This window comes from Bradyrhizobium sp. AUGA SZCCT0177, assembly GCF_018130125.1.
Classification (GTDB): Bacteria; Pseudomonadota; Alphaproteobacteria; order Rhizobiales; family Xanthobacteraceae; genus Bradyrhizobium.
This window is the reverse complement of record NZ_JAFCMA010000005.1, coordinates 239,804-262,756: the sequence shown is the minus strand read 5'-3', so window position 1 is coordinate 262,756 and position 22,953 is coordinate 239,804. Positions and strand designations below refer to the sequence as shown.

Below are 22,953 nucleotides of genomic sequence, written 5' to 3'. Positions count from 1 at the left end.
GCATTTGCCGAGGCCTCGGAGCACCGGTTGTGACGTTGGTCCCGGCACGTCGCCTTCGAGAATGAAGCGATCGCAGACGTATCCGCGCCACAACTACGGCCGCGCGCGCATGCCGGATCGCCGGCTGATTGAGGAATTGGATTGCTTCGCGCCTCAGCGTCGCTGGTTATAAACGTCAAGACATACCGCGCCCAGCAACACGAGGCCCTTGATCACCTGCTGGTAGTCGATCCCGATGCCGAGGATCGACATGCCATTGTTCATCACCCCCATGATCAGCGCGCCGATCACGGCGCCGGCGACTCGCCCGACACCGCCATAGGCCGAGGCCCCGCCGATGAAGCAGGCGGCGATCACGTCGAGCTCGAAGCCGACCCCGGCCTTTGGTGTCGCGGTGTTGAGCCTTGCGGCGAACACCAGGCCGGCGAGCGCGGCCAGCACACCCATGTTGACGAAGGTGAGGAAGGTCAGCCGCTCGGTCTTGATGCCTGATAGTTTTGCGGCCTTCTCATTGCCCCCTACCGCATAGATCTGCCGCCCGATCGTGGTGCGCGCGGTGATGAAGCCGTAGAGCGCGATCAGGGCGATCATGATCACGAGCACGTTGGGCAGTCCACGATGCGAGGCGATCAGATAGGTGAAATAGACGATCACGCCGAACAGAACTATGTTCTTGAACACGAAGAAGCCGGTCGGCTCGACCTCGACACCGTGGCTTGCGCGCCGGGCGCGGGTCGTGACGCTGACATATACCAGGCCAAGCGCCAGCACAGCGCCTATCAGGAGTGAGGTGGGGTTGAGCGAGCCGGCGCCGGGAAACAGTTCAGGAATGAAGCCGGAGGAGAGTTTCTGGAAGGTCGGTGAAAACGGGCCAACCGATTGACCTTGTAACACCGCCAGCGCCAGCCCCTTGAACACCAGCATGCCGGCCAGCGTGACGATGAAGGACGGAATCTTGAAATAGGCTACCCAATAGCCCTGCGCCGCGCCGATTAGCCCACCGAGCGCGAGGCAAATGATCGCGGCTGGAATGAAATGCATGCCGTAACGTACCATCAGCACCGCGGCGATCGCGCCGATGAAGCCCGCAACCGATCCGACCGACAGATCGATGTGCCCGGTGACGATGACCAGCAGCATGCCGAGCGCCATGATCACGATATAGCTGTTCTGCAGCACCAGATTGGTGAGGTTGAGCGGGCGTAGCAGCGTGCCGTCGGTGACGACCTCGAAGAACAGCATGATCGCGAACAGCGACAGCAACATGCCGTATTCGCGCAAATTGGCCTTGAGAAAGCCCGCATGCTTGCGCGCCTCGGGAAGCATCACGGTGTTATCGCTCATGGATGCGCCTCTCCCAACAGCTTCTCTTCCAGTTTTCGTTCCAGGTCTCTGTCGACCAGTTGTTCGCCCTTGCGCACGATGACCCTCATGATTTTTTCCTGGGTCGCCTCGGCGCGATCGAACTCGCCGACAAAGGCCCCACCGTTCATGACGCAGATGCGGTCACAGATCCCGAGTAATTCCGGCATTTCCGACGAGATCACGATGACCGCCTTGCCGGCATCGGCCAGCTCATTGATGATGCAATAGATCTCGTATTTGGCGCCGATGTCGATACCCCGGGTCGGCTCGTCGAGGATCAGGATTTCCGGATCGGTGAACAGCCATTTCGACAGCACCACCTTTTGCTGGTTGCCGCCGGACAGGTTGCCGGACGTCTGATAGACATCGGAACAGCGGATGCGCATGCGGTTGCGATAATCGCTCGCCACCTGCAACTCCTTGATGTCGTCGATGACGCGGCCGGCTGCGACACTGTCGAGATTGGCCAGCGTGATGTTCTTGCGCACGTCTTCGGCGAGCAGCAGGCCGAGCTGCTTGCGGTCCTCGGTGACATAGGCCAGGCCGGCGTCGATGGCGCGGCTCACGGTCGAGAGATCGATCTCGCGACCATGAAGCAGAGCGCGGCCCGTGATGTTGCGGCCCCAGGAGCGGCCGAACAGGCTCATGGCGAATTCGGTGCGGCCTGCGCCCATCAAACCGGCGATGCCGACGATCTCGCCGCGGCGAACCTGGAAGTCCACATTCTTGATGACTTGCCGATCGGCATGCTGGGGATGATAGACCGACCAGTTCTCGACCTTGAACACCACCTCGCCTATCGCAGGCTCCCGCTTCGGGAAACGATGCTCCAGATCTCGGTCCACCATCTTGCGGATGATACGATCTTCCTCGACCGCACCTAGCTCACAATCCAGCGTATCGACAGTACGACCATCGCGCAGCACCGTAATGCGGTCCGCGACGCGGGCCACCTCGTTGAGCTTGTGCGAGATCAGGACCGCGGACATGCCATGGGAGCGGAACTCGAGCAGAAGGTCGAGCAGCGCCGCACTGTCGCTTTCGTTGAGGCTCGCGGTAGGCTCGTCCAGAATCAGAAGGCGCACTTCCTTGGACAGCGCCTTGGCGATCTCAACCAGTTGCTGCTTGCCGACGCCGATATCGGTGACCAGCGTGTCCGGCGCCTCATTGAGCCCCACTTTCGCCAGCAGCTGCTGCGACCGCCGGTAGACCGCGTCGCGATCGATCACGCCGAACCGCGACGGCGGGCTGGCAATGAAGATATTCTCCGCGATCGAGAGCAGCGGGATCAACGCAAGCTCCTGATGAATGATGATGATGCCGAGCGCCTCGGAATCGTTGATGTCGCGGAAGTGGCGCTCCTCGCCGTCATAGACGATGCTGCCGTCATAGCTGCCGTGGGGATAGACGCCGCTCAGCACCTTCATCAAGGTCGACTTGCCGGCGCCGTTCTCGCCCACCAGCGCGTGGATCTCGCCCTGCCTCACCGTGAAATTGACGTCGTCGAGCGCCTTCACGCCGGCAAAGGCTTTGCTGATACCGCGCATTTCAAGCAATGTGGCCATTCAAGTTCCCTGGAAGATGCGGGAAGGCATGGATGGCCGGGGCATATGTTCCCCGGCCATCCGCTTCATTACAGCTCGCCTCAGTTGATTTGCGCCTTCTTGTAATAACCGCCGTCGATCAGGATTTTTTCCCAATTGGTCTTGTCGACGACGACAGGCTTGAGCAGGAAGGACGGCACGACCTTGACGCCATTCTTGTAGGTGGTGGTGTCGTTGACAGTTACGGTCTTGCCGCTCAACGCCGCGTCCACCATGTCGGCGGTGACCTTGGCAAGGTCACGGGTATCCTTGAAGATCGTGGAGTATTGCTCGCCGCGCAGCATCGATTTGATGGAAGGCACTTCGGCGTCCTGACCGCTCACGATCGGCATCGGCATATTGCCGCTACCGTAGCCGACGCCCTTGAGCGACGACAGGATGCCGATCGAAAGGCCGTCATAGGGCGAAAGCACCGCGTCGACCCGCTTGGTGGTGTAGAACGCGCTGAGCAGATTATCCATCCGGGCCTGCGCCGTGGCGCCGTCCCAGCGCAGCGTCGAAACCTTGTCCATTCCCATCTGCTTGCTCACGACCACGAGCTTGCCGCTGTCGATATAGGGCTGCAGCACAGACATCGCGCCGTTGTAGAAGAAATAGGCGTTGTTGTCGTCGGGTGAGCCGCCGAACAGCTCGATGTTGAACGGGCCCTTGCCTTCCTTCAGCTTCAGCCCTCCCTCGATCGACTGCGCCTGCTGCACGCCGACCTGGAAATTGTCGAACGTCGCGTAATAGTCGACGTTGGGCGTGTCGCGGATCAGCCGGTCATAGGCGATCACGGTGATGCCCTTGTCCTTGGCCTGCTTGAGCACATCGGACAGGGTGGTGCCGTCGATCGAAGCGATCACCAGTACCTTGGCGCCCTTGGTCACCATGTTCTCGATCTGGGAGAGCTGGTTCGGAATATCGTCTTCGGCGTATTGCAGGTCGGTATTGTAACCGCGCTCCTTCAACACCTTGACGATATTGTTGCCGTCATCGATCCAGCGCGCCGAAGCCTTGGTGGGCATGGCGATGCCGACAGTGGGCTTGGTTTGCGCGAGCGCGGGTTCCGCAAGGGCGACCGCGCCGAGCAGGATGGCCGATAGAGCAGATTTGAGTAGTTTCATGTTTCACTCCCAGGTGTTGAACGTTAATCGCCGCGTTATCAGCGGTTTGCTTTTGGCGCCGGTAACGTATCGGCGCATCATTGGGGAACGTCAGGCCGGCAGAGACGTGAACGGATGATCGGTCACACCTTGTGGTTCCGCAAGTACATGCAGCGCTCATGCGCCGTATTGTTAAGCGACCCGTCATGTCGAACCGAGCCTGATGCGAGGTTCCGGTCGCCCCCGTGCGCCGACGTCGAGAACGAAGGTTTGGCCGTGGTGCGGGTCGGCAGCCCTGGCATGCTCGTCCATGCCCTCCCAGGCCGTGGTGACCAGCAGCGAAGCGAAATTCCGGCCGACAAAGACCGGGCAACTCGGCTGCTTCGCCGGAATCCTGATGGTGCGGACCCGATCGCCTGCCGGGGTGTAGACATCGATGCAGGATCCGCCCCAGCGCGCATTCCAGATCAACCCTTCAGCATCGACCACGGCGCCATCCAGGCTGCCTACCCCGCCGCTGGCATCATAGAGTGTCTCGGGATTTCCGGTCGGCAGCGCATTCGCCGGATCGACGGCGACACGGTAAAGGACGCCCTTGCTGGTATCGGTGAAATAGGCCGTGGCGCCATCGGGCGAAAAGCAGATGGCGTTCGGGATGGTAATGCCGGCATAGAGCTGACGCAGCTCGCCGCGGTAAAAACGATAGATCGCGCCGGCTCCCTTCTCTGCGGTGCGGCCCATGGTCCCGATCCAGAGCGCGCCGCAGGGATGAACGCGTCCATCGTTGGAGCGGGTTGCCGCATTGTCCGCTTCGAGCGGCATATGAAGCGTGAGGCGGCCATCCGCGATGTCGCGGACATAGAGACCATGTTCTGTCGCAAGCAATTGGCGCTGGTCATCGATGAATGCCAGCACACTGGCCATCAGCGGAAGCGCATGCGAAATGACCGCGCCGGATGCAAGGTCGGCCTGAAACAATTTGCGTTCGATGATATCGAACCACCATGCGGTGTCGGTCGCCGCATCATAGGTGCAGCCCTCGCCGAGATGGCAATGCCAATCGCTCAGGATGCTGGTGCCGACTTCTTCCACGCGAGCTCCCCTAGTCCTCAACGACTTGATTGACGGAAAATCGATACAGCGACGTATGACGATAGGTCTGCCCGGGATCGAGCCGCGCCGATGGAAAATCGGGACGGTTTGGCGTGTCGGGATAGACCTGCGGTTCGAGGCAGAGCGCGTCATACTGCCGGTGAACGCGGCCATACTTGCCGGTCACGGACCCGTCGAGAAAATTGCCGGAATAGAACTGGACGCCCGGCTGGTTGGTCCATAGTTCGAGAACCCGGCCCGACTTTGGCTCTTCCACGCGGGCGGCAAAGCGCGGCTCCGTGGTCGCGCCGCCGGGAAGACAGAAATTGTGGTCGTAGCCTTGCCGGATCTGAACCTGCTCGGCCGCATCGCGCAGGCGAGCGCCGACAGGACAGGATTTCCGAAAATCAAACGGCGTTGCATCGACCTTGCCGGGCGCGCCCAACGGAATCCCGACGGCGCTGATCGGCAGATATGCGTCCGCCGCGATCGTCAGATGATGATCGAGCACGCCGCCATTGGAATCGACGCCCGCCAGATTGAAAAAGCTGTGGTTGGTCAGATTGACGATGGTCGGCTTGTCGGTCACCCCTGAGAATTCAAGCGCGAGCTCGCTGCCACCGGAAATGCGATAGGTGATCTCGGTTTTCAGCGTGCCGGGATAGCCTTCCTCGCCATCCGGACTGACATAGGACAGCGTGACGAACGGCGCCGGGTCTTCACCCATTGCCGTGATGGTCCATGGTTTGCGATCGAAGCCTGATAACCCGCCATGCAGCGCGTTGGCTCCGTCATTGGTGGGCAGCTGAAAGCGTTCGCCATCGAGTTCGAACGTGCCGCCCGCGATCCGGTTGGCATAGCGCCCGACGGTGGCGCCGAGGAACCGCCGAACCGCGAGATAGCCTGCAAGATCATCGCGGCCGAGGACCACATCGGCAAGGCACCCGGCCCGGTCAGGCGCGAAGATCGACTGCAGCGCCGCGCCATAGGTGATGAGACGCACCTCAAAACCATTGTCACCGCGCAGCCGCACCATTTCGATCGCGGTGCCGTCCGGAAGATGCCCGAATATCTCGCGAGCAACCTTCGCCGTCTGTGATGGGCCTGACTGCGTCACGTCACACCTCGATGAATGGTTCGACGTCGCGGCGCCGGCCGAGCATGAAGGCATCGGCGACATGGATCAACGGCGACAGATCGACATCGGACACACCGCTTGCGATCAGTTCGACGAAGCGCCGATAGATGCCGCGATATTCCGCCTGCTTTTCGTCAACCAGGATATGGCCATCATGCGAGAGATGGCTGCCGCCGGAAGAGAGCGTCAACCGCCCGGCGTCGGTCTCGACCCGGATGTCCCAGGTCTGGGGGCCGGTCTGGCGCCAGTCGAATTCCGCCCTGATCGGAATCCCCGTCTCGTCCGAAAAGACGAGATCGGCCGCGATCGGCGCCGCGCGATTGCGCGGGAAGGACAACTCGGCCTCGGTCAGAAAGAACGGCCGCGGCAGGATGCGGGTCAGGATCGAGAGCGCGTTGATGCCGGGATCGAACACGCCAAGTCCGCCCGGCTGCCAGATCCAGGCCTGACCGGGATGCCAGACCCTGACATCCTCCTTCCATTCGACGACCACCGATTTGATCTGGCGGCCGGCGAGGAAGGCGCGCCCGGGTTCGACGGCCGGCGCAAAACGCGAATGCCAGGTTGCAAACAGCGTTCGCCCGGTTTTCCTGGCCGCAGCGACCAGCGGATCGAGTTCACTGACGGTGGCGCCCGGCGGCTTCTCGAGCAGCACATGCTTGCCGGCCTTCAGCGCAGCCGCCGCCTGCGCGTGGCGCACCTGGGGCGGCGTGCAGAGCGCAACGGCATCGATGTCGAGTCTGGCGTCGAGTAGTTCGTCAAGCGTCGCAAAATGCACGATCCCGTCGATCGAAGCATTGCGGCTGGCGATCGCGGCAAGTTCGATGCCGTCGGTGTCTGATATCGCCGGGATATGCTGATCCCTAGCGATCTTGCCGAGGCCGACGATGGCAATGCGAATGGTGGTCACGTCAATTCTTCTCGACGTTCGAGGAACGATGTCAGCGGCTCACTTGCCCCAGCGCAGCACTAGCGGATTCAGCGGGCGCGCGATTTCGATCAGCCCAGCCCGAACGGCCGGATGCAGCGGCTGCAGCGGAAGCCGGACGGTTTCGTGCCGGATGACGCCGCCTTCCTTCATCAGCGCCTTGCAGGCGATCAGGCCGCACTGGCGGTTTTCATAGTTGATCAGCGGCAGCCAGCGTTCATAGGCCGCAACCGCTTCGGCGCGTCGGCCGGCGAAATACGGATCAGTGATCTGGCGAATGCCGTCGGGATAACCTCCACCGGTCATGGCGCCAGTCGCACCGGCATCGAGGTCGGCCATCAGCGTGATCGCCTCCTCGCCGTCCCAGGGACCCTCGATCGCCGTGCCGCCGAGCGCGATCAACTCGCGCAGCTTGGCGGCGGCCTGAGGCGTCTCGATCTTGAAATAGGCGATGTTCTCGAGCTCCCGCGCCATGCGGGCGAGAAAGGCCGCCGACAGCGCCGTACCGGCGACCGGCGCATCCTGGATCATGATCGGAATCGAGATCGCATCCGAAACAGTGCGGAAAAACTCATAGATGGCGTTTTCCCCGACCCGGATGGTCGCGCCATGATAAGGCGGCATCACCATCACCATCGCGGCGCCGGCCTGCTGGGCCCGCCGCGAACGTTCAGCACAGATGTGCGAAGCAAAATGCGTGGTCGTGACGATGACGGGGACGCGTCCCGCGACGTGCTTCAACACGGCATCGAGCACCGTGTCGCGCTCGGCATCGGTCAGCACGAACTGCTCGGAGAAGTTGGCGAGGATGCACAGTCCCTGCGAGCCGGCATCGATTATGCAATCGACGGCACGTTTCTGGCCGTCGAGATCGAGCCGGCCGTCGCCGTCGAACACCGTGGGGACGACCGGAAATACGCCTTTATAAGGCCGCGCGACGGTGGAACCTGCCATGACCATTCTCCGCGTTCGCCTTAACCAGCCGCGCCGTGGCGGCGCAGGCCGTTGAAGATGACTTCCTTCATCGCCGCGGAAGCCGCCTCGGCATTCCGCTCGGCGATTGCGTCGACAATTCGTTCGTGGGCTGCGATGGTGATTTCGCGCTCTTGCTCTTCGGTCGGCGCGCTCAGCCGGAACGACGCGCGCAATGCCGCCTCGATCACGGCGCCGATCGATCGCATGAACGGGTTGGCCGAACTGGTCGCGATGTCGAGGTGCAGCCGAAGATCGGCGTCAGCAAATTCAATTGAATCAGAAGCGAAGCTGCGCATCCTGGCGATGCTGTCGCGCAGGTGAGCGATCGCATCATCCGCCCGTCGCTCGGCGGCGAGAGCTGCGGCATGCGGCTCGACGGCGAGGCGAATGTCGGCGAGATCGCGAAGAAACCGCTTGTCGATCCCGGCTTCGAGGTGCCAGCCGAGCACATCGGAATCGAACATGTTCCAGGCCGAACGTTCCCTGACCCGCGTGCCGACGCCCGCCTTGGAAGTCAGCAATCCCTTGGCGGACAACGTCTTGACGCTTTCACGCAATACGGTGCGCGAAACGTCGAACATGGCAGTCAGCTCCGCATCGCGCGGCAGACTGGCGCCTTCCGGATAGCGGCCGACAATGATGTCGATCCCGATCGTCCGGGTCACTTCCACCTGGCTGAAATGACCGCGGCCCGGCGCAATCACGACCCGGTCGGACCTCATGGCGGGTCTTTCAGAGTCATGGCTGGTTTCGCTCCCTGATCGTTGCGGACCGTCCTGCCTCTTCGGGCAAGCTCAAATCTGGCGCGATCTCCCATGCCACAACCCTCAAGCCTTGTATAGCATATTGTCATATTAGTATGACTTTCTTTCGGTCGACCATTTTGTGTCCTTCGGCCCCCTCGTCGCGGCTGTGCTCAAGGGGCTGCGCAGTTGGCGCCACAGCATGTCAACAGTTTCCATATCGTGGATATGAACTGGCAACTGTAGACACTACGTCAGCGAACCGGTATGAACGGCGACCTGCGGGCAACCGCATCGTCGGTCGAAAAAAGCGTTTCGAGCGCCGCGCCGGACACCTGGCGCAACCGACGTCTTCAGCCAAAACACTGCGCGCCGTTGCATTTTTTCACGGCCAACCGGCTTTCATCGCCCGAGGGAATCGACAGTGGACATTTGGAGCAGATCCATGCGCCGTACCGTGCTGGCGTTCGCAACGCTTCTTGCCGTGTGTGGCGTCGCAACGGCGGAAACATACCCCTCACGTCGGATCACTGTGATCGTGCCGTTCGGCGCGGGCAGCGGCACGGATGGCGTGGCCCGAATTGTCACCCAACGGCTCTCCGAAATGCTCAAGACGACCATCGTGGTGGAGAACCGCCCCGGCGCGAGCGGCGCGATCGGTGCGGTCGCGACCGCGCGTTCCGCGCCGGACGGCTATACGCTGATGTTCGGCGGATCATCCACGCATGCCGCCAACCCCAGCCTGCTTAAGTCCATCCAGTATTCTCCCAAGGACGACTTCGCGCCCGTCTCCCGTGTCGGCCTGTTCCCCTACATCCTCGTCGTCAATCCCGGGATCGAGGCCAAAAACGTCGGCGAACTGATCGCGCTTGCAAAGCAGAAGCCCGGCTCGATGTCGTTTGCTTATTCAAACGCGCTGGGCCAGCTTGCCGGTGAAATGTTCAAACGGCGCGCCGGTATCGATATCCAGGCCGTGCCGTACAAGAGCAGCCCGGAAGCCATAACGGACGTCATCGCCGGTCGCGTTTCCCTGATGTTCAACGATGTAACTTCTACCCTGCCCCTGGCGCGGTCGGGTCAACTTCGCGCACTTGTGACCATCACGAAGGACCGCACGACGCTGCTATCCGAATTGCCCACCATCCAGGAGCAGGGACTTGATTTCGGCAATCTCTCCGCATGGACCGGGGTGTTCGCGCCCAAGGGCACGCCGCCGGAGGTGGTCGAAAAGCTGGCGGAGTCGCTGCGCGAAATCCTGGCTGAACCCGCGGTCCGCCAGCGCCTCGCCGAAATCGGCTTCGAAGCGCAGTGGCTCCCGCCGAAGCCATTCGCCGAACACGTCGCCACCGATATCGAGCGATGGGCAACACTCACCAAGGAAGCGGGCATCGTGCCTCAGTGAGGCTGACGGTTTCGGCTACGACGACAAGCCGGGCAGATCGAGACCGTTGGCTCGGGCACACTCGATCGCGGTCTCATAACCCGCATCGGCATGCCGCATGACCCCCGTTGCGGGGTCATTCCAAAGCACCCGCTCGAGGCGGCGCGCGGCCTCCGGCGTTCCGTCTGCGACGATCACCATGCCGGCGTGCTGCGAATAGCCGATACCAACGCCGCCGCCGTGATGCAGCGAGACCCACGTGGCCCCGCTGGCACAATTGAGCAGCGCATTGAGCAGCGGCCAGTCGGATACTGCGTCCGAGCCGTCGCGCATCGCTTCGGTTTCGCGGTTCGGGCTGGCCACCGAGCCGCTGTCGAGATGATCGCGACCGATCACGATCGGTGCCTTCAACTCGCCCCGCGCCACCATTTCATTGAACGCCAGGCCCAGCCGGTGGCGGTCGCCAAGGCCGACCCAGCAGATCCGCGCCGGCAGTCCCTGGAACTTGATCCGCGCTCGGGCCATATCGAGCCAGTTGTGCAGATGCTTATCGTCAGGCATCAACTCCTTGACCTTGGCATCGGTGCGGAAGATGTCTTCGGGATCCCCCGATAGCGCCGCCCACCGGAATGGCCCGACGCCTCGGCAGAACAGCGGGCGGATATAGGCCGGAACGAAGCCTGGGAAATCGAACGCGTTCTTCAATCCCATGTCCTTCGCCATCTGGCGGATGTTGTTGCCATAGTCGAGCGTGGGAATGCCCTGCGCATGGAAATCCAGCATGGCCTGGACGTGGCCGACCATGGAAGTCTTCGCCGCCGCCTCAACCGCTTTCGGATCGGCCTCGCGCCTGGACGCCCACTCGGCAAGCGTCCATCCCTTCGGCAGATAGCCGTTGATCGGATCATGCGCGCTGGTCTGGTCGGTGACGATGTCGGGCCTGACACCACGGCGCACCAGTTCGGGAAAAATATCGGCGGCATTGCCGAGCAGGCCGACCGAGACCGGTTTCCCGCTTTGCGCCGCCTCCGCCATGATCGCGAGCGCCTCATCGAGCGTGCTTGCCTGCCTGTCGAGGTAACCCGTGCGCAACCGCATCTCGATGCGGCTCGGCTGGCATTCGACCGCGAGCATCGACGCACCGGCCATCGTGGCGGCAAGCGGTTGGGCGCCGCCCATGCCGCCAAGACCCGCCGTGAGGATCCACTTGCCCGCGAGGCTACCGCCATAGTGCCGACGCCCGACCTCGACGAAGGTCTCGTACGTGCCCTGCACGATGCCCTGGCTACCGATGTAGATCCACGATCCCGCCGTCATCTGGCCGAACATCATCAAGCCCTGCTTGTCGAGTTCGTTGAAATGATCGAGCGTCGCCCAGTGCGGTACCAGGTTCGAATTCGCGATCAGTACGCGCGGCGCATCGGCATGGGTGCGGAAAATTCCAACCGGCTTACCCGATTGAACGACCAGCGTCTGGTCGCCTTCAAGCTTGCGCAGTGACGCAACGATTCGATCAAAGCTGTCCCAGTCGCGGGCTGCACGGCCAATGCCGCCATAGACGACGAGTTCGCTCGGCCGTTCGGCAACGTCAGGATCGAGATTGTTCATCAGCATTCGGAGCGGCGCTTCGGTGAGCCAGCTCTTGGCGCTGATCTCGGACCCGTGCGGCGATCGGATGATGCGGTCGTTGTCCAGTCGGCGGTTCATGACAAATGACCTTTCTCGGCAAGGTTTGGAAACGGATTGTTCTCGAGCACCGAAATCGCAACTGATGGCAATGTGCCGGCTGCGACCAGCGCCGTTGCTTTCGCAATGTCGTCGGCCATATAGCGATCGCCACCGAGCGCCGGTACTTGCTCGCGCAGCGTAGCAATCACCGCAGCAAGTGCGGGGCTGGTCGTATGCGGCGCGCGCAGCCCGATGCCCTGCGCCGCCACCAGCAGCTCGATGCCGAGAATGGTCGCAAGATTATCCGCCATGTCAGACAACCGGCGGGCGGCGTGCGCGGCCATCGACACATGATCTTCCTGGTTGGCGCTGGTCGGTGTCGAATCGATCGAGCAGGCCGCGGCACGTTGCTTGTTCTCGGCATAAAGTGCGGCCGCCGTCACTTCGGCAATCATGAAGCCGGAATTGATGCCGGGCTCCGGGGTGAGGAATGGCGGCAGACCAAAGTTCAGCGCAGGATCGACCAGCGTAGCGATGCGCCGTTCACTGATCGCGCCGATCTCCGACAAGGCCAACGCAATCTGGTCAGCGGCGAACGCGACCGGCTCGGCGTGAAAATTTCCACCCGAGACGATCTCTCCGGTCTCCACCAGCACCAGCGGATTGTCGGTGACCGCGTTGGCCTCGATCGTCAGTGTGCGGGCGGCTTGCATCAAGAGGTCAAGCGCCGCACCGGCCACTTGCGGCTGGCAGCGCAGGCAATAAGGATCCTGCACGCGCTCGTCGCCTTCGAGATGCGAGTTCCTGATATCGCTGCCCTCCAGCAATGCGGTCAGGGCCGCCCCGGCTGCGATTTGCCCGGCATGTCCGCGCAATTGCTGGATCTCGGCGCGAAACGGCGCCGTCGAGGCCATCGCCGCATCGACCGACAAGGCGCCGGTCACCAGCGTCGCGCAGAGCAGACCATGGGCGCGCAATAATCCGGAAATCGCATAGGCCGTCGAAAACTGCGTGCCGTTGATCAGGGCCAAGCCTTCCTTCGGCCCGAGCGTCACCGGCGCGAGACCGGCGGCGGCAAGCGCATCAAGGCCCGGCACGATTTTGCCATCGACGAGCGCCTGCCCTTCGCCGATCATGACGGCCGTCATATGCGCCAGCGGCGCCAGATCGCCGGACGCGCCCACTGAGCCCTGCTGTGGCACCAGCGGAAAAACGTCGTGCGCCAGCATCGCCCGCAATTGCTCGATGATTTCGCGTCGAACGCCCGAGGCGCCCCGCCCCAGCGAGACGATCTTCAGCGCCATCATCAGACGCACGATCGGTTCGGGCGTTGGCAGCCCTACCCCGCAGCAATGCGACACGATCAAATTTCGCTGCAGCAGAGTGGTCTGGCCGGGCGGGATTCGCTTCGACGCCAGTTTTCCAAAGCCGGTATTGATGCCGTAAGCCGGAATGTCCGCGTCCGCGGCCTTGGCAACAATGGCCGAAGCCGCCTCGACGCGCGGCAAGAAGGATGGATCGAGCGCGACGGCCGCGCCCGCAAGCACTTGCGCAAGCTCGTCGAGGCTGACCCGTCCGGGCGAAACGACAATGGATGCGTTGCGGTCGCTCATTGTCCCCTCCACACCCTTGCGTGCAACGGGTTGAAGCCCATCCGGTAGACGAGTTCGGCGGGCCGCTCGATATCCCAGATCGCGAGATCGCACCATTTGCCGGCTTCGAGCGTGCCGGTCTCCCCGAGAACGCCGAGCGCGCGAGCTCCTTCGCGCGTCACACCGGCCAGGCATTCGGCAACATTCATCCGGAACAGCGTCGCGCCCATATTCATGGCCAGCAGCAGCGACGTCAGCGGCGAACTGCCGGGATTACAGTCGGTCGCGAGCGCCATGTTGACGCCGTGGGCGCGGAACGATTCGACCGGTGGTTTCCTGGTCTCGCGAATGAAATAGAACGCGCCCGGCAGCAACACGGCTACCGTACCCGCCCGCGCCATTGCCGCGGCGCCGGCTTCATCGGTGTGTTCAAGATGATCGGCGGACAGAGCGGAAAATTCCGCAGCAAGGGCCGCTCCGCCGAGGTTCGACAACTGATCCGCATGCAGTTTGACCGGCAGTCCCAGCGCCCTTGCCGCACGGAACACCCGCGCCGTTTGATCGCCCGAGAAAGCGATACCTTCCATGAAGGCGTCGACGGCGTCGGCAAGCCCGGCCTGCGCCACCGCCGGCAGCATCTCGCGGCAAACAAGCTCGATGTACCGATCCTGGTCGCCATCGGCTTCCGGCGGCAGTGCGTGCGCGCCAAGAAACGTGGTTCGGATGCTGACCGGCCGGCTGCGGCCCAGCGCACGTGCGGCTGACAGCTGTCGCATCTCGGTTTCGGTGTTGAGCCCGTAGCCGGATTTGATCTCGACCGTCGTCACGCCCTCGCCGATCAGCGCATCTAACCTCGGCAGCGCACCGGCAACCAGGTCGGCCTCGCTGGAGGCCCGCGTCGCCGCGACCGTCGAGACAATACCGCCACCCGCCCGTGCGATCTCTTCGTAGCTTGCGCCCTGCAGGCGCAGCTCGAACTCGTGGGCGCGGTTTCCGCCGAACACCAGATGGGTATGACAATCGATCAGTCCCGGCGTGATCCACCGCCCCGTGCAATCGATCCGTTCGACCGCATCGGCGTCAGATGGAAAGTCGGAACGGCTGCCGGCAAAGACGATGCGGCCATCCCGCGCGGCAATCACGCCCTGCTCGATCACGCCGAGGTCGGGCAGATCCTCCCGAACGGTGGCGAGCCGGGCATTATGCCAAATTCGATCAAAGCGCTCGGCCATGCAGCATTCCCTCAACGGCAGAAGCTTGACGGGACGATATGTCTATACATATTATCGTGCCGGTGTTCTGTCCAGCCGGTTTGGAAAACATGTCCACTCTGCATTTCGCGTCAGCGCTGCTCCCGTCCGGGTGGGCCGATGACGTGCAGGTGGTTGTGACTGATGGGATTATCACCAACGTTACCGCTGGCACGGCTCCGGAAGCCGACGATGAACGCCACCAGTTGGCCATCCCGGGAATAGCGAGCTTGCATAGCCATGCGTTCCAGCGCGGCATGGCAGGTCTTGCCGAAACACGCGGTAATACCGCCGATACCTTCTGGACATGGCGCGAGACGATGTATCGCTTCGCGCTGAGCATGACCCCCGACGATGCCAAAGCCGTCGCGACACTGCTCTATGTCGAGATGCTGGAGCAAGGTTTTACGCGCGTCGGGGAATTCCACTATCTCCATCACGACCACGATGGCACGCCCTACGCCAATCCGGCCGAGATGGCGACGCGAATTGCGCAAGCCGCCGAGGCCACCGGCATCGGGCTAACGCTGCTGCCGAGCTTCTACGCGCACGGCTCCTTTGGTGGCGCCGCGCCCCATGCCGGCCAGCGCCGCTTCATCTGTTCGGTCGACCAGTTTGCTGAACTGATTGCCGCCACAAGGCAGGCCGTCCGTGCGTTGCCCGGAGCCAATGTCGGTATCGCTCCGCACAGTCTGCGCGCCGTGACGCCGGACGAACTGGCGGCCATCGTGCCGTTGGCCGAGGGCGGGCCGGTCCATATCCACGCCGCCGAACAGACCAAAGAAGTCGAGGAATGCATCGCCTGGTCGGGCCGGCGGCCAGTCGAGTGGCTGCTCGAGCATGCCCCAATCGATCAGCGCTGGAGCCTGATCCATGCGACGCACACCACCGCAACCGAGATCGCCGCGCTTGCCAAAAGCGGCGCCGTCGCGGGCCTCTGCCCGGTTACCGAAGCAAGCCTCGGCGATGGCATTTTTCCGGCGCGCGAATTCCTTGATGCAGGCGGCCGGTTCGGCGTCGGCACCGATTCCAATGTCCTCGTCGGCGTCGCCGACGAACTGCGCCAGCTCGAATATGGCCAGCGGCTCAAACACCGGGAACGCAATGTGTTGTCCGGCGGTCCCGGCATCTCGACCGGACGCGCATTGTTCGACACCGCGCTGGCCGGCGGCGCCCAGGCGCTCGCGCAGCCGACCGCAGGAATCCAGGCAGGCGCGCGCGCCGATATCGTCACGCTCGACACCGCACATCCCTCGCTCGCCGGGCGCCATCGGGATGCGGTCCTCGACGGTTGGATTTTTGCGTCCAATACGGGGGCTATCGACTGTGTCTGGGCAGGCGGCAGCAAGGTCGTCGAAGGCGGGCGTCACCGGCTTCGCCAGAAGGCGCGCGAGACCTTCAACGCCGCCGTTCGAAGGCTCGTCGCATGAGCCTCTCGATCGATCGCGACAAGGCCCATGCAACCGACAAGCCGACGCTGTACAAGCAGATACGCCTCGACATCGAACGCCGCATCCTGACCGGCGAATGGCCGCCGGGTCACCGCATCCCGTTCGAACACGAACTCATGGCGCACTATGGCTGCGCGCGGATGACCGTGAGCAAGGCGTTGTCGGAACTGGCCCAAGCCGATCTCATCGAGCGGCGGCGGCGGGCCGGCACCTTTGTACGCCGACCCAAATTTCTGTCAGCAGTCCTGACGATTCCTGATATCCGCGCGGAAATCACCGCGCTCGGCCGCAGCTACTTCTATCAGCTGATCCAGTGTTCGCGCCGTGCCGCCAACGCCGCCGACCGCGCGCGTCTTGGGGTACGAAAGACCGGCAAGGTGATCGCGATTGCCTGTCGCCACAGCGCCGACGGCGTGCCGTTCGCGATCGAGGACAGGCTGATCGATCTCGACGCGGTACCCGAAGCCGCCACGGCCGATTTTGCGATCGAACCGCCCGGCACGTGGTTGCTTCACCATGTCCCATGGACGGAAGCAGAGCATTCGATCAGCGCTATCGTGGCCGACGACAAAGCCGCAGCCGCACTGGATATTGCGATCGGTGCGCCCTGCCTCGTGATAGAGCGGCACACCTGGCGCAGTGCACGGACACTGACGGCAGTGCGCCTGCTCTATCCAGGCGATTCCCACAAACTGGTCGCCCGCTTCAAGGGCGGCTGAGAGGGATATCAATGCGCATAAGATCCGGCACAATTTATGCATCAGCAATAAACAAAGCAGCAACGCTGCACAGACGAGCAAGACGCAATCCATGAACCAGAAAAGGGATACAGCCATGCTTAGTTTTAGTTTTAGAGTGCTTGCCGCAACCGCAGCGCTCCTGGTGTCCGCACCAGCCGTCGCACAGGACGTGAAGGTCGGCATCGGCATCTCGGGGTGGACCGGCTTTGCACCGCTCACGCTCGCAAACCAGGCCGGCATCTTCAAGAAGAACGGCCTCGACGTGACGATCAAGAAGATCCCGCAGAAGGACCGGCACCTGGCCATTGCGTCAGGTGACATTCAGTGCGCGGCAACCACGGTGGAAACCTGGATTTCCTGGAATGCCAATGGCGTCGCGACCAAGCAGATCTTCCAGCTCGACAAGAGCTACGGCGCCGATGGCATGGCCACGCGAAACGACGTCGCCGCGATCAAGGACCTGAAGGGCAAGACGGTCGCCGCGTCCGCGCCCGGCACCGCTCCCTATTTCACCCTGGCCTGGATGCTCAAGAAGAACGGTCTCACGGTCAAGGACGTGACCGTGGTGAACCTCGAGCCCGCCGCGGCCGCGCAGGCCTTCGTGGCCGGCCAGAACGATGCCGCCATGACCTATGAGCCTTACCTCTCGACGGTGCGTGCGGCGCCGGACAAGGGCAAGATCATCGCCACCACGCTCGACTATCCGATGATCATGGACACGTTCGGCTGCATGCCGAAATTCCTGACCGACAATCCGAAAGCCGCGCAAGCGCTGGCCGACAGTTATTTCGAGGCCGTTGCGCTGATCGAAAAGGACCAGGCCAAGTCGTACGAGATCATGGGATCGGACGTGAAGCAGTCCGGCGAGCAGTTCGGCAATTCGGCAAAATATCTGCGCTGGCAGGACAAGGCTGCGAACCAGAAATTCTTCGCGGGCGAGTTCCAGGCTTTCACCAAGGAGGCTGGAGAACTGCTGCTCGAGATCGGTATCATCAAATCGATCCCGAAAACCGACGACCTCTTTGACGCGAGCTTCATCAAGTAGACTCCCGGTCGGCGACGCGCCGGTCCCGCTTCTGTGGAAGCGGGACTTGCCGCTTTCGGCGCACCGCTTTGAGGAATTTGTCCTGTGATACGACCCCTGGATCCCGTGACGTCGAAGCAGCGCGTGGCCTATGGCTTCGCGTTCTTCGTCCTGTTCGTTGCCCTGTGGGCGTGGGCCACGTTTGGCGGCTATGTTTCGAAAACATTTCTCGCCAACCCGCTGACCATGCTGCAGGAAGGCTGGGAACTGCTGACGAAGCACGGCTTCCTGTACGATATCGGCATGACGATATGGCGGGTGATCGGCGGCTTCGTGCTGGCGGCCATCATCGCGGTGCCGCTCGGCGTTCTGATGGGCGCTTACAAACCGATCGAGGCTTTTCTCGAGCCGTTCGTTTCGTTCGCCCGTTATCTGCCCGCCTCGGCCTTCATCCCGCTGTTGATTCTGTGGGCCGGTATCGGCGAACTGCAAAAGCTGCTGGTGATTTTTATCGGCTCGGTGTTCCAGATCATCCTGATGATCGCCGTGAACGTCGGCAACACGAGGCGCGATCTCGTTGAAGCCGCCTACACGCTTGGTGCTGGCGACAGCGGCATCATCCGCCGCGTCCTGCTGCCTTCGTCCGCTCCCGAGATCGCGGAAATTCTCCGGCTCGTTTTGGGTTGGGCATGGACCTATGTCATCGTCGCCGAACTGATCGGCTCATCGTCAGGCATCGGCCACATGATCACCGACAGCCAGGCGCTGCTCAACACCGGCCAGATCATCTTCGGCATCATCGTCATCGGGCTGATCGGCCTCGTCTCGGACTTCCTGTTCAAGGCCTTCAACGCCTGGCTGTTTCCGTGGAGACTAGCGTGACCACGCTGAAGATCGATCAGGTCTCACGGACCTTCCCTGCGCGCCAGGGCAATGCGCCGACACGGGCGCTGGAACCGACCAATCTTGACGTCGGCAACAATGATTTCGTCACCATCCTTGGCCCCTCGGGCTGCGGAAAATCCACGCTGCTACGTATCATCGCCGGGCTCGACCGGCCGACCAGTGGCCGCGTCATTCTCGACGGGCAGGAGGTAACGGGCCCCGGCGCGGATCGCGGCATGGTTTTTCAATCCTACACGCTGTTCCCGTGGCTGACGGTGCGCGAAAACATCGCGTTCGGGCTGCGCGAGCGCGGAATTTCCGAGGCCGAACGCGGCAAGATCGCCGATGGATTTATTCAACGGGTCGGTTTGTCCGGCTTTGAGAATCACTGGCCGAAGCAACTCTCCGGCGGCATGCAGCAACGCACGGCGATCGCGCGTGCGCTTGCCAACGATCCCAAGATCCTGCTGCTCGACGAGCCGTTCGGCGCACTCGATAATCAGACCCGCGTGCTGATGCAGGAGATGCTGCTCGGCATCTGGGAGCGCGACCAGAAGACCGTGCTGTTCGTCACCCACGACATCGAGGAGGCCATCTTCCTCGGCAGCCGCGTCATCGTCATGAGCGCCCGCCCCGGCCGCATCAAGGCCGAGATCGCGGTCGATCTGCCCCACCCACGATCCTACAAGATCAAGACCGCGCCCGAATTCGTCCAGCTGAAGGAAAGGCTGGTGGAAGAGATCCGCGCCGAGGCATTGAAGGTGGCGGTTGATGCCTGACGGATGCTCGTTGCCTTGCTGATTTCCGCACCGCGAATGGTATTATAGAACCCCCAACCCCGGACTATCTTTCTTTGCATGGGGTTGTTTTCGCGATTCTGTGTCCAGGCTCGGTATGGTCCCTTTCGTCCACCCCAATGCCGGCGCAACCCTTTCGGCGATCAACTCGATCGATCGCAGAATGAACGGGTGCGGCGGATCGACCGAATGGGCCTGAAACACCAGATCGGTCACCCGCTCCAAAATGCTGTCGGCGCGCAACGAAGCGATGACGTCGTCGGGCGTCCCGACATGGGTATCGAACGCGGCGATCATGTCGCGCAACGCCTCCCCCGGCGGGGCATGACCGCCGGCGATGAAGCTCGCGCGCGCCCGGCGTAGCCCGATGTCTGCCAGCTGTAGCGCCTCCTGCCGTTCATCGGCGGCGAAGATACTGCGCGATGCCATGATGCGAGGCTCGCGCCCCGGCAGCAGTGCGGCGAGATAGGCGTCGATGATGGGGTGTTGAATCTCGGCAAGCGACGCGTGCGGCGTCTCCCTTGGGCGCGGCTGCGTTCGCGACAACAGCAAGCCGTCGCCCGCTTTGCCGGCCCTCGTCCCGCCGCTGACGGAAAAGGTCGCCTGCCAGATCCGGTCGCACAGTTGCGGCCTCGGTGGATAGAGCGTATCGCCGCCGGCCAGCAGCGCACCGGCCAGGGCGTTACGGACAATGTCGAGGTTATCAGCGAAAATCTCCGCGCGTTGCGCACTGTCCAGCCCAAAGGCTGCAAAGGCTGACGGGTTTCCGCCGGTGCCGACACCAAGCTCCAAACGGCCGTTTGATAACAGGTCGAGGACCGCGGCGTCCTCCGCCACCCGTACGGGATTTTCCAGCGGCAGGGTAACGATGCCGGTGCCGAGACGAATGCGGGATGTCTGTGCCGCGACGAAGCCGAGAAAAGCAAAGGGCGCCGGCAGCCCGCCCTCACTCTCATGAAAATGGTGCTGCGCGATCCATGCGGAATCAAGACCTGCTGTTTCTGCGTGGACGATCTGCGCTGCCGCGAGGCGATATCGTTCCGCCGGACCAACGTCGTCGAGAAGGCGCGTGAAGAATCCCAACCGCTTCAAATTTGCCAGACGATTCATGAAGACTTTCGGAGAACATAACCCATGCGACCGCGGCCCAGCCGCCTCCGCCTCACGAGTCTGCGCGGGGATCGCGGGACAGTCAAATCAGCGCAGGCAAACGGACTTCGATGGTTCGAGCCCTCGCGGACTCCGCCGCGGAATTAGACCGGCAGTGCGTCGAGATGACACGCGGCCCACTGGTCGTCGCCACCCGAGCGAAGTTTTGGCTCCTCGGTCCGGCAGCGATCGAACACGTATGGGCACCTCGTGTGGAATCGGCAACCGCTCGGCGGATTGATCGGGCTCGGCACGTCGCCCTTCAGGATGATCGGGTTACGGATCGCCCCAGGCTCCGGCACCGGCACGGCCGACAGCAACGCCCTGGTATAGGGATGCCTGGGCGCGGTGAAGATCTGCTGCCTGGGCGCCATCTCGACGATCTTGCCGAGATACATCACCGCGACACGGTGCGTCATGTGCTCGACGATCGCCAGATCGTGGCTGATGAAGAGCAGCGCGAGGCCGAACTCGCGCTGCAGATCCTGCAGCAGGTTGACGATCTGTGCCTTGACCGAGACGTCGAGGGCCGAGACCGCCTCGTCGCAGACGATCAATTCGGGCTCCGCCGCCAGTGCCCGGGCGATACCGATGCGCTGGCGCTGGCCGCCCGAGAATTCGTGGGGCCGGCGGCCCAGCGCGTCACGCGGCAGGCGCACGGTGTCCATCAGCGCGGCGACCTTGGCCTCGAGTTCGGCGGAAGATTTGGCGAGACCAAAATTGCGGATCGGCTCGGCCAGGATATCGCGCACGCGCATGCGCGGATTGAGGCTGGAGAACGGATCCTGGAACACCACCTGCACGCGGCGGCGCATGCTGCGCAAGGCTGCGGGTGAAGCGTCGTCGATGCGCTGCCCGTCGAGCACCACTTGGCCCGACGTGATGTCGAACAAGCGCAGAATCGCGCGGCCGACCGTCGACTTGCCGCAACCGGACTCGCCGACCAGCGACAGCGTTTCGCCGCGCGCGACCTCAAAGGACACGCCGTCCACCGCATAGACCCATTTGGACTTGCGGCTGAACAAACCGCCGCGGACCGGAAAATGTTTCTTGAGATCGTTGACTTGCAGCAACGGGACTTGGAGCAGTGGCGCGTTCATGCCGCGGCCGCCTCCTTGGCGGCATAATGACAGGCGGCGATATGGCGGGGGCCCTTCTCTTCAAGACCCGGCGCGACCTGCCGGCAGAGATCGGTCGCCAGTGTGCACCGCCCCGCGAACACACAGCCTTCGATCCGTCCTTTGAGGCTGGGCACCTGGCCCGGGATTTCGGCGAGACGCCGCGCGGCCCCTGTTAACGAAGAGCCGAGCTTGGGCACCGCGCCGAGCAGGCCCTGCGTATAGGGATGACGCGGCGAGCGGAACAGTTCGGCCACCGGCGCCTCCTCGACCTTGCGGCCGGCATACATCACCATGACGCGCTCGGCGATTTCGGCGACCACGCCGAGATCATGGGTGACCAGAATGATCGCCGCACCGACCCGGCGCTTGAGGTCCAGCATCAACTGCAGGATCTGCGCCTGGATCGTGACGTCGAGCGCCGTGGTCGGCTCGTCGGCGATCAGGAGTTTTGGGTTGCAGGCCAGTGCCATCGCGATCATCACGCGCTGGCGCATGCCGCCGGAAAGCTGATGCGGAAATTCGCGCACGCGCCGTACAGACTCCGGGATGCCAACCAGATTCAGCATGTCGACGGCGCGGGCCTCTGCGGCCTGCTTGTCGAGCCCCTGATGCATGCGCAGCGTTTCTCCGATCTGACGACCGACCGTCAGCACCGGATTGAGGCTCGTCATCGGCTCCTGGAAGATCATCGAAATGTCGTTGCCGCGGATGGCGCGCATTTCGCGCTCGGAGAGTTGCAGCAGATCCTTGCCCTGGAAACGAATCGAGCCCGCGATCTTGCCGGGAGGCTCGGGGATCAGCCGCATCAGCGACATCGAGGTGACCGACTTGCCGCAACCGGATTCGCCGACGATGGCCAGCGTCTCGCCCTCATTGACATGGAAGGAAACACCGTCCACGGCGCGGTTGATGCCCTCGGGGGTCCGGAAATGGGTCTGCAGATTTTCGACTTCGAGCAATGCCAT

Annotated in this window: 20 protein-coding genes; 6 read left to right on the top strand and 14 right to left on the bottom strand. The window is 62.8% G+C overall.

Annotated elements, in window-relative coordinates; all coding sequences use genetic code 11:
- Positions 1-153 precede the first annotated feature (153 nt).
- The 8 genes from mmsB to JQ597_RS08395 all read right to left on the bottom strand — a co-directional run bounded on the left by mmsB (position 154) and on the right by JQ597_RS08395 (position 8,909).
- On the bottom strand, positions 154-1,344 hold the full coding sequence (gene mmsB, locus JQ597_RS08430) for a multiple monosaccharide ABC transporter permease (RefSeq protein WP_212032451.1): 1,191 nt from the start codon (positions 1,342-1,344) through the stop codon (positions 154-156).
- On the bottom strand, positions 1,341-2,930 hold the full coding sequence (mmsA, locus tag JQ597_RS08425; protein ID WP_212263730.1) for a multiple monosaccharide ABC transporter ATP-binding protein: 1,590 nt from the start codon (positions 2,928-2,930) through the stop codon (positions 1,341-1,343). Before mmsA ends, mmsB begins: the two co-directional genes overlap by 4 nt.
- 80 nt (positions 2,931-3,010) lie before the next feature.
- Positions 3,011-4,075 (bottom strand): multiple monosaccharide ABC transporter substrate-binding protein, encoded by a 1,065-nt coding sequence (chvE, locus tag JQ597_RS08420; RefSeq protein ID WP_212263729.1) that lies wholly within the window; start codon positions 4,073-4,075, stop codon positions 3,011-3,013.
- A gap of 183 nt (positions 4,076-4,258) precedes the next feature.
- A complete protein-coding gene (locus tag JQ597_RS08415) occupies positions 4,259-5,146 on the bottom strand; it encodes an SMP-30/gluconolactonase/LRE family protein (protein WP_212263728.1) in 888 nt (295 codons plus the stop codon).
- A gap of 10 nt (positions 5,147-5,156) precedes the next feature.
- The gene (locus JQ597_RS08410; protein WP_249133282.1) at positions 5,157-6,182 is read right to left on the bottom strand and encodes an aldose epimerase family protein; all 1,026 of its coding nucleotides are present in this window, start codon (positions 6,180-6,182) and stop codon (positions 5,157-5,159) included.
- Between the two features lie 82 nt (positions 6,183-6,264).
- Positions 6,265-7,194 (bottom strand): Gfo/Idh/MocA family protein, encoded by a 930-nt coding sequence (locus JQ597_RS08405; protein WP_212263726.1) that lies wholly within the window; start codon positions 7,192-7,194, stop codon positions 6,265-6,267.
- A gap of 39 nt (positions 7,195-7,233) precedes the next feature.
- Positions 7,234-8,166 (bottom strand): dihydrodipicolinate synthase family protein, encoded by a 933-nt coding sequence (locus JQ597_RS08400; RefSeq protein ID WP_212263725.1) that lies wholly within the window; start codon positions 8,164-8,166, stop codon positions 7,234-7,236.
- 20 nt (positions 8,167-8,186) lie between these two features.
- Entirely contained in the window at positions 8,187-8,909 is a 723-nt protein-coding gene (locus JQ597_RS08395; RefSeq protein ID WP_212263724.1) for a FadR/GntR family transcriptional regulator, read from the bottom strand.
- 466 nt (positions 8,910-9,375) lie between these two features.
- Here JQ597_RS08395 and JQ597_RS08390 point away from each other — a divergent pair, with 466 nt between their 5' ends.
- Positions 9,376-10,332: a Bug family tripartite tricarboxylate transporter substrate binding protein gene (locus JQ597_RS08390; RefSeq protein ID WP_212263723.1), complete on the top strand. Its 957-nt coding sequence runs from the start codon at positions 9,376-9,378 to the stop codon at positions 10,330-10,332.
- Positions 10,333-10,347: 15 nt separating this feature from the next.
- On the opposite strand, the gene hutU is transcribed toward JQ597_RS08390, so the two are convergent.
- The 3 genes from hutU to hutI are packed head-to-tail and all read right to left on the bottom strand — an operon-like array spanning position 10,348 to position 14,803.
- Positions 10,348-12,018, bottom strand: a complete 1,671-nt coding sequence (hutU, locus tag JQ597_RS08385) for a urocanate hydratase (protein ID WP_212263722.1) — start codon at positions 12,016-12,018, stop codon at positions 10,348-10,350.
- Positions 12,015-13,592, bottom strand: coding sequence for a histidine ammonia-lyase (gene hutH / locus JQ597_RS08380; RefSeq protein ID WP_212263721.1), 1,578 nt, complete (start codon positions 13,590-13,592; stop codon positions 12,015-12,017). Before hutH ends, hutU begins: the two co-directional genes overlap by 4 nt.
- The gene (gene hutI, locus JQ597_RS08375; RefSeq protein ID WP_212263720.1) at positions 13,589-14,803 is read right to left on the bottom strand and encodes an imidazolonepropionase; all 1,215 of its coding nucleotides are present in this window, start codon (positions 14,801-14,803) and stop codon (positions 13,589-13,591) included. Before hutI ends, hutH begins: the two co-directional genes overlap by 4 nt.
- An 89-nt stretch (positions 14,804-14,892) precedes the next feature.
- Between hutI and JQ597_RS08370 the strand changes: the two genes are divergently transcribed.
- From JQ597_RS08370 to JQ597_RS08350, 5 genes are all read left to right on the top strand, one after another.
- A complete protein-coding gene (locus JQ597_RS08370; protein WP_212263719.1) occupies positions 14,893-16,251 on the top strand; it encodes a formimidoylglutamate deiminase in 1,359 nt (452 codons plus the stop codon).
- Positions 16,248-16,991 (top strand): histidine utilization transcriptional repressor HutC, encoded by a 744-nt coding sequence (gene hutC, locus JQ597_RS08365; RefSeq protein ID WP_212263718.1) that lies wholly within the window; start codon positions 16,248-16,250, stop codon positions 16,989-16,991. The genes JQ597_RS08370 and hutC overlap by 4 nt, the downstream gene beginning before the upstream one ends.
- Positions 16,992-17,106: 115 nt before the next feature.
- The gene (locus JQ597_RS08360) at positions 17,107-18,057 is read left to right on the top strand and encodes an ABC transporter substrate-binding protein (RefSeq protein WP_249147594.1); all 951 of its coding nucleotides are present in this window, start codon (positions 17,107-17,109) and stop codon (positions 18,055-18,057) included.
- 87 nt (positions 18,058-18,144) lie between these two features.
- Positions 18,145-18,918 (top strand): ABC transporter permease, encoded by a 774-nt coding sequence (locus JQ597_RS08355; protein ID WP_212263784.1) that lies wholly within the window; start codon positions 18,145-18,147, stop codon positions 18,916-18,918.
- Entirely contained in the window at positions 18,915-19,700 is a 786-nt protein-coding gene (locus JQ597_RS08350; RefSeq protein ID WP_212263717.1) for an ABC transporter ATP-binding protein, read from the top strand. Before JQ597_RS08355 ends, JQ597_RS08350 begins: the two co-directional genes overlap by 4 nt.
- Positions 19,701-19,742: 42 nt before the next feature.
- Here the strand turns inward: JQ597_RS08350 and JQ597_RS08345 are convergent, their stop codons facing one another.
- The 3 genes from JQ597_RS08345 to JQ597_RS08335 all read right to left on the bottom strand — a co-directional run bounded on the left by JQ597_RS08345 (position 19,743) and on the right by JQ597_RS08335 (position 22,953).
- The gene (locus tag JQ597_RS08345; protein ID WP_212263716.1) at positions 19,743-20,828 is read right to left on the bottom strand and encodes a putative FMN-dependent luciferase-like monooxygenase; all 1,086 of its coding nucleotides are present in this window, start codon (positions 20,826-20,828) and stop codon (positions 19,743-19,745) included.
- A 143-nt stretch (positions 20,829-20,971) separates the two neighbouring features.
- The gene (locus JQ597_RS08340) at positions 20,972-21,967 is read right to left on the bottom strand and encodes an ABC transporter ATP-binding protein (protein WP_212263715.1); all 996 of its coding nucleotides are present in this window, start codon (positions 21,965-21,967) and stop codon (positions 20,972-20,974) included.
- Complete coding sequence (locus JQ597_RS08335) at positions 21,964-22,953, bottom strand: ABC transporter ATP-binding protein (RefSeq protein WP_212263714.1); 990 nt, start codon at positions 22,951-22,953, stop codon at positions 21,964-21,966. The genes JQ597_RS08340 and JQ597_RS08335 overlap by 4 nt, the downstream gene beginning before the upstream one ends.